The organism is Methanosarcina sp. 2.H.T.1A.6 (assembly GCF_000979455.1).
GTDB lineage: Archaea > Halobacteriota > Methanosarcinia > Methanosarcinales > Methanosarcinaceae > Methanosarcina.
In genome coordinates, this window is sequence record NZ_JJOY01000049.1 from 53,232 (window position 1) to 68,503 (window position 15,272).

The 15,272-nt window shown below is 44.0% G+C and carries 12 protein-coding genes and 1 pseudogene; 10 read left to right on the top strand and 3 right to left on the bottom strand.

The genetic code is table 11. The features are described from left to right. Positions 1 to 51 precede the first annotated feature (51 nt). Positions 52 to 903: a winged helix-turn-helix domain-containing protein gene (locus EO98_RS15095; RefSeq protein ID WP_048142494.1), complete on the bottom strand. Its 852-nt coding sequence runs from the start codon at positions 901 to 903 to the stop codon at positions 52 to 54. A 188-nt stretch (positions 904 to 1,091) separates the two neighbouring features. Here EO98_RS15095 and EO98_RS19445 point away from each other — a divergent pair, with 188 nt between their 5' ends. The 3 genes from EO98_RS19445 to EO98_RS15105 all read left to right on the top strand — a co-directional run bounded on the left by EO98_RS19445 (position 1,092) and on the right by EO98_RS15105 (position 3,152). Continuing rightward, positions 1,092 to 1,217 carry a hypothetical protein gene (locus EO98_RS19445; RefSeq protein WP_255350285.1) on the top strand — a complete coding sequence of 42 codons (126 nt, stop codon included), beginning with the start codon at positions 1,092 to 1,094 and terminating at the stop codon, positions 1,215 to 1,217. Between the two features lie 424 nt (positions 1,218 to 1,641). Further along, positions 1,642 to 2,097 (top strand): CU044_2847 family protein, encoded by a 456-nt coding sequence (locus EO98_RS15100; RefSeq protein ID WP_200895211.1) that lies wholly within the window; start codon positions 1,642 to 1,644, stop codon positions 2,095 to 2,097. A 137-nt stretch (positions 2,098 to 2,234) separates the two neighbouring features. Further along, a complete protein-coding gene (locus tag EO98_RS15105; protein ID WP_048142044.1) occupies positions 2,235 to 3,152 on the top strand; it encodes a S16 family serine protease in 918 nt (305 codons plus the stop codon). Positions 3,153 to 3,335: 183 nt separating this feature from the next. Here EO98_RS15105 and EO98_RS15110 read toward each other — a convergent pair whose 3' ends face one another. Continuing rightward, positions 3,336 to 3,620, bottom strand: a complete 285-nt coding sequence (locus EO98_RS15110) for a hypothetical protein (protein WP_048134731.1) — start codon at positions 3,618 to 3,620, stop codon at positions 3,336 to 3,338. Positions 3,621 to 3,794: 174 nt separating this feature from the next. Between EO98_RS15110 and EO98_RS15115 the strand changes: the two genes are divergently transcribed. The 7 genes from EO98_RS15115 (at position 3,795) to EO98_RS19250 (ending at position 14,979) form a co-directional block, all read left to right on the top strand. Next, complete coding sequence (locus EO98_RS15115; protein WP_048142045.1) at positions 3,795 to 4,196, top strand: hypothetical protein; 402 nt, start codon at positions 3,795 to 3,797, stop codon at positions 4,194 to 4,196. A 458-nt stretch (positions 4,197 to 4,654) separates the two neighbouring features. Continuing rightward, a complete protein-coding gene (locus EO98_RS15120; protein ID WP_048142047.1) occupies positions 4,655 to 5,791 on the top strand; it encodes a dipeptidase in 1,137 nt (378 codons plus the stop codon). A 37-nt stretch (positions 5,792 to 5,828) separates the two neighbouring features. Next, entirely contained in the window at positions 5,829 to 7,109 is a 1,281-nt protein-coding gene (locus EO98_RS15125) for an amidohydrolase family protein (protein ID WP_048142050.1), read from the top strand. 517 nt (positions 7,110 to 7,626) lie between these two features. Then, entirely contained in the window at positions 7,627 to 8,922 is a 1,296-nt protein-coding gene (locus tag EO98_RS15130) for a threonine/serine exporter ThrE family protein (RefSeq protein WP_048142052.1), read from the top strand. A gap of 173 nt (positions 8,923 to 9,095) precedes the next feature. Then, a complete protein-coding gene (locus EO98_RS15135) occupies positions 9,096 to 9,308 on the top strand; it encodes a hypothetical protein (protein WP_048142054.1) in 213 nt (70 codons plus the stop codon). 188 nt (positions 9,309 to 9,496) lie between these two features. Continuing rightward, positions 9,497 to 10,351 carry a metallophosphoesterase gene (locus EO98_RS15140; protein WP_048142056.1) on the top strand — a complete coding sequence of 285 codons (855 nt, stop codon included), beginning with the start codon at positions 9,497 to 9,499 and terminating at the stop codon, positions 10,349 to 10,351. 611 nt (positions 10,352 to 10,962) lie between these two features. Next, positions 10,963 to 14,979, top strand: coding sequence for a PAS domain S-box protein (locus tag EO98_RS19250; RefSeq protein WP_235283948.1), 4,017 nt, complete (start codon positions 10,963 to 10,965; stop codon positions 14,977 to 14,979). Between the two features lie 125 nt (positions 14,980 to 15,104). Here EO98_RS19250 and EO98_RS17995 read toward each other — a convergent pair. Then, positions 15,105 to 15,263, bottom strand: a pseudogene (locus EO98_RS17995) (transposase); the annotation flags it as partial. Between the last annotated feature and the right edge of the window lie 9 nt (positions 15,264 to 15,272).

Below are 15,272 nucleotides of genomic sequence, written 5' to 3' on the forward strand. Positions count from 1 at the left end.
TTTGCTTAAATCTTAGCTTTTTCCTTCCCTGATCGGCGCCGGGTAAAAGAGTTAAATCCGAATTTCTTCTTTTTCCCCGGGTGTTTTTCTGGCAGGGAGCTGCAGTGGGGAGTATTGAAGTGAGGAATATAATTCGTTTAAGACCTGCAGAATTTTGAACCCTTTTTCCGTAATCATATAATCCCCTCTTTCGTGCTGCTGCAGGATCAGTCCGCTGTCCATAAGCTTCTGTAGATGGAAGAGCAGGTTTCCGCCTCTAAGGCCTGTAATTTCGGAAAAGGCTGAGAAACTTTTCATCTCAAAAGCCACAGCCTTCAGGATTTCCAGGCGCTGGGGATTGGATACCGGTTCAAGGATCTCTCTCACAAGTGCGCCGGGTTCAAGGGCTGAAATATCAGGCTTCTGTTCCTGATTTCCAGCATAAATCCTCATCGAGCGCATAAGGTTGACCTGTTTTGTGAAAAGGCCGGATACTTCGGAAAAACACTGGTCACATTTGCTGTAAGGGGCTCCACATCTCATTTCTTCGAGTTTTTCCCTATTATTTGAAAGGAGTATCTCATCTACTCTGCCCTGTTTTATAAGCCCTGCATTCCTCTGAAGAAGGGCTGTAAAGGAAGACCTGCAGTTTTCTTTTTCAGGGCATTTCTTTACCATATTTCTTTCAAGTCCGGTATCGATATCTTCAATAAGGTGGCTGAGAACCGCATTTGAGTATTCCTGCCTCGAACATTCCATAGCAGTTTCAAAGCGCAGCCTGTTCGAATATTCCATTACTTTCTTGATATCGCTATGCATATCGCAAAGCTTTTCTCTGATAGCTTTTATTTCCGCCATTTCCGCTACTTCCGGGGTTGCCGGGCTTTCAGAAAAGTTTTCTTTTTTCTTACCGTTGTCTTTCATATTTTTTACATCTTCCGGCTTCACTTATAAAGTTTCTGTTACGACCCTGAAGGTCATTTGAATATACTAATTCTCTCAGGGTACTGGAGTGCATTTAGTATATTTTGATGCCGATTAAGTATAAATCAATGACTGGCTGATTACTAATGGCATAAATGCCAGGGACTTGAAGGGGAGGTGAAAATAGTATGGTAAAGTGCGGAATTTGTGGAGGGGAAGCTCCGAAACAGCCCTGTATAACTGAAGAAGGGAACTGCGACCTTTGCGGTAAAAAGGTTGCTCTTGCGGAAGAACAGGAAAAGAAGAAAATGTGAGATATGAATGGTATGAATACCATTTAACTAACTACACACCATCCGAAAAAGATGTCTACAGCACTAATTGCCCTTCTAAAAAGGGTAATTAATGCACTCTCTTTTTTGAAAACTGGAAATCTATACTGCAAAAATCTATACTGCAAAGTTTCTCTGTTATTTTATTGTTCTCTCTTCAACCTTCTATTTTAGCTGTTTTCCCCTTACTTTTCTGTTTTTAGTTGTTTTCTCCAAATTTTCTATTTTTATTGCTTCTCCTCAATTTCAGACAGAGAGATTAACTGCAAAAGCCAGCAACATCTAAAATATATCATCAATTATTTATCCAATTATATACTATTTTATCTATCTTATTTCGCTCTTTCTGGGCCGTATTCTTTTTTCTGTCATACGTCCCTTTAACGCCTCCGGGGGATGACAATGCATGAATTTTAAAGGCATGTTTGATAAAGACGCAAGCAACAATAAAGATGATAATGAAAAGTCCGGCAAGGAAGCTGTAAAAGTCGGGCCGATTTTAGCCGAACTTGGGCATGCCCCAGGCACGATAAAAATGACGCTCGTATCTCCGAAAGCCGTGGAAGAGAAGTCCATAGATTCAATTGCCAGTGCGATGCTTATTATCAAGGAGCTTTCGAGAAAGGTTGGAGACACTGTAGAGGAAATACCTGTTGAACGCAGGCCTTCTCAGGTACAGCTGGCTTTTAGCCTTCGCCTGACTACAGATGGAAGGGCAGTCATTACCAAGTCCGAAAAGGAAACAAATCTGAAAGTAACACTGATGTGGAAGCACGACGGGAAAGACGGGGACGAAATTATAGAGCAAGGCAAGGAACAATATATAGAGGAAAGTGATGTAAAACGAGGGCTATACTCCTGAAAGACCAGCTGTCCGAGCCAAAAACCGATTATAGGTAACCTTCCTGATAAGTTTCTGTTCAGCAAATGTATCTGCTCAAAAATACGGGTTTCTTTAAGGAAGAAATAAGTACGAGCCGGAGCAAAATAATTCATTATATGAAATCCAGGCTTCTTGCCCTTATCCTTGTCCTTTCGCTTGTTGCGAATGCTTACTTTGTTTTTTTATATCAAGCTCCGGTTGAGGGGGAACAGGTCCGGGAAATGCAGGCACGTATAAATTCCCTTGAAAATGAGAATCAAAGACTTGAAACAAAAATAACTCAGAATAACCAGTCTCTCCAGTCCTATGCTTCCCAGGTGGACTTCTACCGGGAGAGGGTCTTTGAACTCGAAAATACCCTTCAAACATGCCCTGTAGGTCTGGAAGGTTTTGCCACTTTGCAGGCGCCTGCCGTCTTCCAGAAAGTTGAACTGGAAAGGTCAGGTCCTTTTATCCGGGAGGCGGTTTCTGAAGAGGGTACCCTTCTCAATATCTCGGTTGAAACCAGGCCTGGGAAAGGCCGGGTGCTTGTCCAGACCACTCCTCTTATGGGCGTGATTTTTCAGGACGCTGCAAATACTGCAGTTTTCGTGGCCCAGAAGGAGACCGGAGTTTCTCTCTCAGGCAGCGATGTTATTTTCAGCATTACTTCTGATCAGGAAATCCCGGGTGTTGACGGGTCGAGTGCAGGGGCTCTAATGGCCCTTCTTACAATTTCCGCTATCAACGGCACTGAACTTAATGATAGCATCACCCTTACCGGCACCATTGACGATGAAGGCAATATCGGCGCTATAGGCGGAGTTTTCGAAAAAGCTACGGCAGCAGAAGCCGGGGGAAAAACTCTCTTCCTTCTTCCAGATGAAAACAGTGAGCTTGTCACTTACAAATTAGTAAAAAGGGAAATCAGCGGCTTTGAAGTCATTGAAAGAGTCCCGGAAGTTGTGGACGCCGAGGAATATATCGAGGATAATGTCGGAATAGATATCGAGTACGTGGATACGATTGAGGACGTGCTGAAGTATGAGAAATAAAATCGATGATATAAGATCAAATGAAATGTAAAATCGATGAGAAATAAAATCGAGGCCTTCTTACATTTTTTATTTCTAACAAAGTTAGGGAAAGGGATTTTTCCTCTCCCTTGTTTTTCCTCTCCCTTGTTTTTCCTCTCCCTTTCATTTTGCCTTAACGGTTTTTATGGGATATTTTACAAATCAGACCGGAAAATCTTCTATTTTCTCTAAGAAATATATTTCCGGTTTGCCAATAACCCCTGCCTTTTGCATTGTTTTTTTCAGGTCTTCGGATTCGTAGAATCCTGTTGCGTTTTCTTTTTTATCCCATTCTAAAAGGATACAAAGGTCGTTTGTTTCGTCCGAACTGCAGAAAAGCTGCCCTCCTTTGCATCCTGCTTTCCCTCTTGTAGTTCCGTGTTCGTCAAAAATAGATTTCCATCTGGAATAGTCCTCTACTTTATGCTTTATAACAACATATACCATAGCAGTTCCCCTCTTTTATAATATGGGCTTTTTTATAAAAAAAGCTTGCTTGAACTCTTCCCCGGAAACCCGAATAATTAATGAGCCGAGTCCTGCAATATTTTATATTCTTTAATAGTCATAATTTTATATCTTAACTTCCATCTCCTATTTTTAATTCCAAAGGTGACCAATATGTTTGAAAAATTTATTCCAAAACAGAGGAAAATGTCCACCCGGGTCGGGGGGCTGCTTACCCTTATGGGGGAGGCAATGTTTCTGTTTTCAATCCTCAATTTCCTGATGATTTCCCGGCTTCAGTATTACAGTGAAGGGGATTCGTATATCAGGACCGTTTTTCCGCAGTATTTCCTCTTTTTTGCGGGATTAAGTACCATAGGCTTTGTTGCGATGTGGTTTGTGTACGTTTATGTCCTGCCGAGCAAACAGCGTTTTTCCCAGGAACAGGCCGTTAAGGACAACCGGAGCCCAATGTATGACAGGATCCTTGAGGTGCAGGACGAGCTTGCCGAGATGCGGAAGATGATCAAAGAGCTCTCGGAAAAGGTCGAAAAGCTTTCGGAAAAAGAGTTGTGATTAGCACTGAGTGTGGTAAAAGAGGTAATTCCTGAAATTTTTCTTTTCGGCATCCTCTTTTATTTGATAGCGGCGACTTTAATATGACAGCCGCTTCATCAAAAACAGATTCTTCCGGATAGGCTTCTACTCCGTGCTCGGTGCCAGTATATGCTATTGCAAAGGATCTCCACTTCTGTTTTAAAATCCCTTATCTAATTTCAGTACTTCAGATTAATATGTCTTTTTTATCAATACTTCTCTATTAAATAACAGTTGCCTTCTTCGTCCATGTCTCTGAGGCATTAAGGTCTTCCTTGAGTCACCTATCCGTTTCAAGCTCGATGTCAGGGCGCAGTTCGAGCCGGTTGACCCGGATGTCTGGTGTCGGGGCTGGGTACTGACCGTGTGGGCCCTGGCGCAGATTGTATGAGCTATATGTTTTAGGTAATATTACTCATAGAAAGGAGAATTCAACCATGAGCGACATAGCTCCGAGCTATTCAGAAGTGACGGATCCTTGTAAAAAAGGACCGGATTATTCTAAGATACCGCAGCGGCTTCACGAATACCCCGCCTCCGAGCGGGCGAAAAAGATCGTGCACCAATCCATGACTATGGACTCTCTGTTCTCCTGCGTCTGGCCCACTCAGTGGTCCAGTCCGGAAGCCCCGGAGTTCCATGATGAGATGGACCGGTGCATTGCCGCCGGGTTCAAGGTACTGGCTCTCTGTCCATCGGCGGATTCTTTGGATGCGAGTGCCCAGGGGATTGTGAAGGCGCTGGAGTTCTTTCTTAAGAAGATCAACGAGCGCCCGGACAAGTACAGGATCGTGCGTACTGCAAGGGACATTGACGACGCGATAAAGGAGAAGAAGCTTGGTCTGTTCTTTACCCATCAGGGGACCGCACTCTTCGGAGGAGATCTCGACCGCGTCGGCCTCTGGCGGCAGCTGGGTTACGGCTATTGCCTGCTGGCTTACAACACGCGTAATGCTGTCGGTGACGGCTGCTTCGAGCCAGACAATGGAAGGCTGACCGGGTACGGCAAACTGCTGATCGAGGCTTACAATCGCTATGGGATGATCGTGGATGTCAGCCACACCGGTGAGCGTACGGCTCTCGATGCCATCGATCACAGCCGGCAGCCTGTGATCTCCTCCCATGCGGTCGCCAAAGCTATCTCGGACTACCCGCGCAGCCTCTCGGACAATGTGATCAAGGCAGTCGCCAGGAGCGGCGGGGTCTGCTCCATAAACATGGTCGGCGCCTTCGTGGACCTAACCAACCCCGACATCGTGACCACGGATATGCTGTTCCGCCATATTGACTACATGGTTAACCTCGTGGGGATCGACCATGTGGGCTTCGGCTCCGACTACATCCCGGATATCACCCAGACGGCCATAGGATGTCAGTCGGCAGCAGGCGAGCTGTTCTTCCCCGATGGCGGCTATACCAAGAAGATGGGAGCCAAGGGCGTTCCCACGCCTGCCCCGTATCAGATCGTGGCCGCTCTAGTCGACAAATTGCTTGAGAATGGCTATTCCGAGGAAGATTGCGGCAAAATTCTGGGAGGCAACCTCTACCGTGTGTTCAAACAGGTCTGGAAGTAACATTCATGACGAACGGGAAAATTTAAGGGGCTAACTTATGAGTATGCAAAGTGACAAACCCAAGGTCCTCATCACCAACGCAAACACCTTCGACGGCCAGCATGAAGCCCTCGCCGAGGGCATGAGCGTACTGGTCGAGAGAAATAAGATTGTTAAGATTGCCGAGTCCATTTCCGCACCGGCCAACGCAACGGTGATCGACGCGAAGGGGAAGGTGCTGATGCCAGGTCTTATCGATGCCCACTGGCACTCGATGTTCAATTTTTGGCCTATCAGCAAGGTGTTGAGTTCCGATTTTGGTCTCCTCAGTATCGCTGCTTCCAAAGAGGCAAGGGAAACTCTGCTCAGGGGATTTACTACGGTTCGGGATGCTGGAGGCAATTGTTTCCCGATCAAAATAGCGGCTGATGAAGGTTTGATCGACGGTCCGCGTGTCTATCCCTCTGGTCCGTACATCAGCCAAACCGCTGGGCACGGCGACTTCCGTGGCCCGAACGATGTACCCGAGAATCCTGGGACTCCGCTGGATTATACGCAGAGAGTCGGGCACACGTTGATCGCAGATGGCGTGCCGGAGGTGACGAAGCGCACCCGGGAGGCGCTCCGCATGGGTGCCAGTCAGGTCAAAGCCATGGCGGGAGGCGGAGTTACTTCCCTTTATGATCCGCTAGATGTCACGGAATACACCTTCGACGAGATGAAGGCAATCTGCGACGTTGCCAAGACCTGGAACACTTATGTCATGATCCATGCGAATACCGATGAGGCCATACGGCAGTGGATCAAAGCTGGTGCCATGTCTGTTGAGCACGGTTTCTTCATCGAAGAGGAGACCGCGAAGCTGATGTCCCAAAAGGGGGTGTGGTGGTGTATGCAACCCATGTCGGTTAACGACGAAGACGCCTTTAAGTTCGAGAGTCCCATCAGCACGGCAAAGTATGAACAGTGTGTTTCCGGCCTGGTACGTGCCATTACGCTAGCCAAAAAGTATAATGTCAAAACCGCCTTCGGTACTGACATGCTGTTCGATCCCGCGCTAGCGGCGAAACAGGGTAAGTTCCTGGCCAAGATGAAGAAGTGGTACACTTCCTATGAAGCGCTGAAAATGGCTACGTATGACAATGCACAACTTCTCAAGATGTGCGGACCTCGCGATCCCTACCCTGGCGAACTCGGTGTGGTGAAGGAAGGGGCACTTGCCGACCTGATCCTGGTGGACGGCAATCCACTCGAGAGCCTCGATCTCATCGCGAACCCGGAAAAGAACCTTGCACTGATCATGAAGGACGGAAAGATATACAAGAACACAGTTAAGTAACCTAACGGAAAGGAGAGGCGAGATGAAAACGACTTACGAAGCCTACCCGGGCATGAACGAGTATGACCGGCACGTCTAGAGGTTGGCGGCGAAGACAAAAGTGGGTCTGATCATTGCGGCTGGTTTGCTCGCCGGTAACACGATCGTCCGCTCGGATGTCACGCTTTAACATCAGGCATCTGGTGGGGCAAATGGCTATATTATCATGTTCCCTATATCTGGCGTTGGCTTGGTTCTACACTAACGACGACGAAAATCAGGAATTGGTTCGAACGATCTCAGCACCTTTATTTTTCAGAAGGAGGCCAGGGAACTCTATTCCTGAATGCTGATGCAGTTTATTCAGAACCTGTCAGGTGACGAAAAAAGATTAGAATCGATGTCCATATCCTCATTCATTCAAAGTGCATAAATTCAAGAAAACAGATTCTGTAATAACATTCTCTCCATGTATAATCTTTTTTCAAAAACAATTTTATGTATAGGGGAAGAATAAGTTCAGGGAGTTACTGGTTAAATGGTCCCACATACTGATTCATCTCACACAAACCCTTTGAATATTTCAGATGAGAGTGGTTTACCTCCACATCTTCTGAAATTTCTCACCGAGATATCCCGAGCTTTGACTGCTGCAGGAATCGCGGTGATGTCCATAGAATCAATTTTAAAAAAAATATGCCAGGCTTATGGTGTCAAAGCTGAAGAGGTTATTAATTTACCTACTTTTTTACTCATAAAGATTGCAGATGGCGATTCAAAGGCTCTGGAAGTCACTCTGCAGAAGCCCGGTGTACTTCCTTTAGACCAGGTTTCAAGATTATATGAGTTGATCTACCAGGCAGAAAATGCTGAAATAACACCTGAACAGGGAATAAGGCGTATTAATGAAATCCTTAATGTTAAACGCCAGCATAACTATATTAAAAATATTTTAGGCTATGCACTGTTTTCCACAGGCCTGGGAACACTCTTTTTGCCAACCCTTAATGGGTTATTTTTTTGTGGGGCATTAGGGACCGTAGTGGGACTTATATTAGCTTATTCTCAGGATAAACCAAAACTTACTCTGATTCTGCCTGTTCTAACGGCTTTTATTGTTTCCATGATATTCTCTTTCGGGTTTAAACAGGGAATTGTAAACGGGTCCCTAACTATAATGGTCCCAGCACTTGCCTACTTCATCCCCGGAGCAGTTCTGTCCACAGGAATGTTCGAACTGGCAGCAAACAATGTTGTATCCGGTGCAACCCGCCTGGTTCAGGGAGTTGTAATACTGCTACTTCTCTTATTCGGAGTGATAGTAGGCCTCCAGGTTGCAGGACTGTCCGGGGTCCACATAGTAGCTGATACGGCAACTCCTCTAAATTGGTGGGCTCCCTATATCGGAGTTCTTGTTTTCACCCTCGGGATGTATCTTTTGATGTCTATAAGAAACAAGGATATGTTAGGGGTTTTAATTGTATTGTTTGCCACTTTTCTGGGACAGCAAGCAGGGAACTACCTTTTAGGAGGGCTTTTCGGGGCTTTCACAGGCTCCGTCATCATGACCACGCTGGGAACTTTTCTGGAGCGATCCAGGCTTAGAACGCCGTATTATGTGTCTATAATACCTGCATTCTGGATCCTGGTTCCCGGAGCACTTGGATTTATCAGCTTAGCTGCACTGGTGGAGAACTATTCACCTTCCATTTCCAGTCTGATCCAGGTAGCTCTGACCTTTGTGGGGATCTCCACGGGGCTGTTAATCGGTGCTGTGATTGCCGATCCTTTAAAAATAGGGTCGTATCCTCAGGTTATTGAAAAGGAAATCTAAACATTAATGATTCCTTTAAACTCCATATGTGACCAGTTATTCCTTCTGCCATCTGGAGATCTAAGCCCATAAAGTACAGACCAATCTTAACATATTCCTATTTATATACATATATGTAAATATTACTTTTCTAGTGTTTTTGAGGCTTCTACCTGAGGGTAGAACTCTTTGGAATGTGGGAAGAAGTCATGGAAGATATCTCGAGAAAAGCTCAGACTTATGATTTGATAAGCAACAACGGCCGTGAAGCTTGCCTGGCCTTTAAAGGTGTTTTTGGTGGGCTGCTGGAAGATGGTGACGGGGAATTAAACTGCTGTACATGCAGCACCGCATCTTCTTCCGGGAACGCGCATGAACCCCTTAAAGGAAAAAATAAACCTCAGTAAAGGTTAGTCTGGAGTATAATGTTGCAAACCAGGAACATGCATTTATGATTTGCCAGTGCCCGATCATTTAAATATCGTAAACTGCATATTGCTGCGGGTCTGAAGAGTTATGTTCTCTTTTCAAGAGCAGCTCTCTTTTCAGGAAAAAATAATTTCTTCAAATCCTTAAAAACGATCTTCCACCGATTATGCCCCCTGAAATCACCCCAATCCTGAACGAGCCCGCCCTCACCGTCACGAACACCGAAACCGCGCTGTTAATTGCCGATGTCCACCTCGGGATCGAATGGGATCTCTACCGGAGCGGAATTAATCTGCCGAGCCGGATAAAAGACCGGCTGGACCGGGTTCTGGGCTATATACAAACATATTCTCCTGATCGGATAGTTCTCCCTGGGGATGTGAAGCATAATGTTCCTCAGATCTCCTGGCAGGAGAAGGACGAGATCCCTCATTTTCTTGAAACGCTTGCAGAATACGCACATATAGATATTCTTCCGGGAAATCATGATGGAGGAATCGAATCTCTTTTTAGCGGACAGAAGGATATCAAGGTCCATTCGGTCCGCGGTGCGGTCATTGACGGAGTGGGGTATTTCCACGGGCATACCTGGCCTGCACCTGAACTTCTGGCTGCATCCCACGTAATTACTGCCCATAACCATCCGACAGTCCGTTTTACCGATGCCTTTGGTTATTCTATAGTTGAACCTGCCTGGATCAGGACAAAATTCAATGTTGAAGTCCTGAAAGGGCGTTTTGGAAACCTTGATTTTGAAAACAGGAGAGATTGGGCGGACCCTGAGGTCTTTATCATGCCCGCTTTTAATGAGCTCTGCGGAGGCGTCCCATTTAATGAATCAACACAGGAAGACCTTCTGGGTCCGATTTTCTCCTCAGGGGGGATTGAACTTGAAAATTCTGAAATGTATCTACTGGATGGGACAAGGCTCGGGCTGCTTAAAAATATCCGGAAACTGCAGCATACCAGGGTTAGAAGCAGGATCGGAAGCAGGAAACGTAATTCTAAAAGTCCATTGTGAGATGACCGAATAGGTAACCAGTGGATTCATCTTTAATTAGAGAGCTATTTTGCTGCAAAAATAGCTCTTTCGCTTAAATTTTGCAACATGCCCTGGTTTTCAAGGAAAATCGATATGTTCTCGTTTTGACTTTTAAGCTTCTGATCAAAAAAGACACGTTACTCCGTTTTTTTGTTCTAACTTTTCTTTTGAAACCCGTTCGCAGTAACATTTTTCTGTAATACCCAAATATCTTTATGAAATATAAAGATCTATTACCGACACAAATTTCCGAGTGATTTTTAGAGATTATCTGAAGCCTGGAGACTAATAACAGAGTCCTATAAAATAATTATATAAATATCATTCTTCTATTTATTTAATTGATTATATATTATTAAAATTATCAGGCAGATTTCTTCTGTTCTTCCAAAAAGCGCCATATAATCTGTTTAATATGACAAAGGTTTCAGAAAATTCCCTGGTCTCTAAATGATACTCTGATACTCTAAATGATATCTAAATGATATCTAAATGACAATTACCCGCAGACATGATAATTACCCACAGACGATTAAATCGAAATTTTAAAATTATTTTTGTGATTGGAGAAGAGTGGAATGGGAGGAAACTTGAGAAAGTCTGGGATTGAGGTTCTCGGAAATGTGCCCTGGAGGACACACTTCTGCCAGTTCTACCAGACAAAAGAAGATTTGACGGATATACTTATCCCATATTTCAAATCAGGGCTGGAAAATAATGAATTTTGTTTCTGGGTCACATCACAACCTTCTGGAGCAGAGGAGGCAAAAGACGCCCTCAGAATGGCTGTTCCAGATATTGATGATTATCTTGAAAAAGGGCAAATAGAAATTACTTCCTGCAACCAGGGACATGCAAATGAAGGTGCTTTTGATTCTGAGAAAGTCATTTCTGAAAAAGTCATAAATGATTGGGTTATAAAATTAAATCGGGCTCTAACAAATGGCTTTTCAGGGCTGAGAGCAGCAGTGAATATTTCCTGGTTGAAGGAAGGACATAGGGATAATTTTGCTAACTATGAGAACAAAGTGAATTCTGTTATTGGAAAATACCAGACAATAACTCTGTATCCGTATTTTCTCAAAAAGGCCAGTACAGCAGATATTATTGATGCAGCCCCAAGCCATCAATTTATTTTGACCAGAAAGGACGGAAAATGGGGACGAATAGAGAACTCCAGGTGGAAAAATATAACCGGGGGTAAAAGGACAGGGGAAACTCAACAGAAGAACTGGCAAGATCTGGAGTCCCGTATCACCTCGGAAAGTGAAATCAGGTGGATATGCGAAAAAGCAGACCTGATACTTGATAACAACGTTACGCTTCACGGCGATTTTTATACTGCTCAGGATATTGCCGTGGGCAGGAAGGCAGAAGAGGAGGTTCCGAGCCGGACCGAGCGGTTTATCAGACCTGAACTGGATAGCATTTTCTCTTCTGATAGGGAGATGGTAAACCTGGAACTTGCTGATATTATTGATACCCTGGAGATCCAGTCCCTCATGGATGATTTCTACAGGTTCGCTCACATTTCCATGGCTCTGGTCGACCTCAAAGGCAATGTTTTGGTTGGTGTCGGATGGCAGGAGATCTGCACGAGATTCCACAGGGTCCACCCTGAGACCTTTAGGCACTGTGTGGAAAGCGATACAAGGCTATCAGCGGGGGTTCTTCCTGGAGAGTTTAAATTGTACAGGTGCAGGAACAATATGTGGGACATAGCGACTCCGATTATGGTGGGGGGTCAGCATATCGGTAATATCTTTTCAGGGCAGTTCTTTTTTGAAACCGAGACTCTAAACTACGAACTTTTCCGAGCCCAGGCCAGAAAATACGGTTTCAACGAAGAGGAATACATAGCAGCGCTTGAGAAAGTCCCGCGGCTGAAAAGGGAAACCGTGAATGCGGGCATGAACTTCTTAATCAGGCTTGCCAACATGATCTCGCAGCTAAGTTACAGCAACATCAAGCTGTCCCGGTCGCTGGTTGAGCGTGATGCTCTGGTGAATTCGCTAAGGGAGAGCAAGGAAAAATATCGCAGTGTTGTGGAAACAGCAAATGAAGGCATATGGATTATTGATGCTGAAGACAGGACTATTTACGTAAATAAAAAAATGGCGGATATGCTGGGGTATGCTCAGCACGAAATGATTGGCAGATCTGAGTGGGACTTCACCGATGAAAAAGATGAGGCTGTTTCCAGAATAAATCTGGAAAAAAGGAAGCAGGGCATTGATGTAAGTCATGAATTTAAATTTATACGCAAGGATGGTTCATCTTTATGGACACTTGTAAACACTAAATCTTTCTTTGACAAAGATGGAAAGTTCACCGGTTCTATGGGCATGCTCACCGACATTACAGAGCGTAAACGGGTCGAGGAGGCTCTGGCTTTCGAGCGATCGCAGCTCCTGTCCATTTTTGATGGCATCGACGATGTGGTGTACGTGTCTGATCCTTATACCCATGAGGTGCTGTACGCGAACAAGGCGATGAAGGAGAAGTTTGGCATCGAATTCGTGGGAGGGCTTTGCTACCAGAAGTTCCAGAGGAGGGATTCCCCCTGTGATTTCTGTACCAATCATATTATTTTAAAGGAGAAAGGTAAGCCCTACCATTGGGAGTATCACAATACCGCGGCGGATCGGTATTTCATGATCATGGACCGGATTATCAAGTGGCCTGACGGCCGGGATGTGCGGTTCGAGATCGCAAAGGATATTACTGAACGCAAAAAAACGGAGGAAGCTCTTAAAAAAGCATACGACTATTTAGAAGAAAAAATTGAAGAACGAACTGTCCAGCTTGAGAAGGCTTACAAATCATTGAAAGAAAGCGAGGAAGGTCTTTCAGAAGCTCAAAAATTGGCCCATATCGGAAACTGGGAATGGGATATTGCAGCTGATAAAGCTTACTGGTCCGAGGAAATGTATCGTATTTTCGGACGAGATCCCGAAAAACCAGCACCATCTTACAATGAATATTTTAATTACATACATCCCGATGATCGAGATTTCTATTGTGCCGCTATTAAAAAAGCTGAAAAAGGAAAACCATTTGGTATTGATTACAGGATTGTCCAGGATAATGGAGAAGAAAGCATAGTCCACCTGAAATCGGAATTTGTTATGAATGATAAAAATATCTCTGTTCGAATTAAAGGAATAGTTCAGGATATCACTGAGCGTAAAAAATCAGAAGAGAAAATTCAGGTCCTGGCGAATATTGTAGAATCATCAAATGATGCTATTGGAACTTTATCCCTTGACGGAATTATTACAAGCTGGAATAAAGGGGCAGAGCAGGTTTATGGTTATTCAGCTAAAGAAATTCTTGGAAAGGCCGGGTCCACCCTGTCTCCGCCCCATTTAAGTGAAGAAATGAAAAAATTAAGTGAACTTATTAAACAGGGGAAAAAGATCCACTACCATGAGACTTTACGGTTAAGAAAGGATGGGAAGATAATACATGCTTCAATAACTCTTTCTCCGGTTTTTGATAGCCATGGAAAGCTTACTGCGATTTCTTTCATTTCTAGGGATATAACCGAAAGGAAAAGAGTAGAAGAAAAACTTCGGGAAAGTGAGGAAAAGTACCGCAACATTGTGGAGACAGCCAATGAAGGTATATTCATAATTGATGCTGAAAACATAGTCACTTACGCTAATAAGAAAATGACGGATATGCTTGGATACACTCTGGAAGAAGTTATTGGCAGAGAGATATGGGACTTCGTCAGTGAAAAAGGTAAAGATATTGTCAAATTGAATCAGGAAAGGAGAAAGCAGGGTATCAATGAGAGCTACGAACTGAAATTAATATGTAAGGGTGTTTCATCCTTATGGGCGCTCGTAAGTGCTAAATCCCTTTTTGATAAGGATAGCAGGTTTATGGGCTCAATTAGTATGCTAACTGACATCACCAAGAGAAAAGAGGCTGAAGAAGCTCTGGCTAATATCGAAATTGCCCGAAAAAAGGAAATCCACCACAGAATTAAGAATAATCTGCAGGTAATCTCTTCTCTGCTGGACCTTCAGGCTGAAAAGTTCAATAACAAAGAGGATATTAAGGACTCGGAAGTTCTGGAAGCCTTCAGGGAAAGTCAGGACAGAGTTATATCAATGGCTCTTATCCATGAAGAACTGTACAAAGGGGGAGGGCTCGACACACTGAACTTTTCATCGTATATCGAGGAACTCGCAGAGAACCTTTTCCAGACATACAGACTTGGAAATGCTGATATTCAGTTAAACATGGAACTTGAAGAAAACATCTTCTTTGACATGGATGTTGCTGTCCCGTTAGGAATAATTGTTAACGAACTCGTTTCCAATTCCCTCAAACATGCATTTACTGAAAATGTAGGGGAAATTCGAATCCAGTTTTACAGAAAAGAAAAGAGCGATAAAACAAATGAATCCCTTTTCAGCTTGATAATTTCAGATAACGGGCAGGGAATTCCTGAAAATATAAAACTGGAAAATATTGAAACACTGGGACTGAAGCTTGTAAGCATCCTTGTTGATCAGCTAAATGGAAATCTGAAGCTTAAACGAGAGCATGGGACTGGATTCAGGATTTTTTTTAAGGTGGTGGAAAGCTCATAACTCCTGTAAATTAGCTCATAACTCCTGTAAATTAGCTCATAAATCCTGTAAATTAATAAATTGAGTGGCAGTGCGCCAATTTTTCTGTAAAATTTCCTCTATACCCTTTTAGTTTTCCTTTTTGCTTACTGTTCCATTAGTATATGCCTGTTTCCAGTAATCCATTCTTCATTTATATCAATCAGTATTGAGACTGTTAGTCTCAATACTGATTCCTGGTTCGGGAATGCTCCCACAACTTTGCTTCTTCTTTTGATCTCCTTGTTAGTTCTCTCCATTATATTTTACAGAAC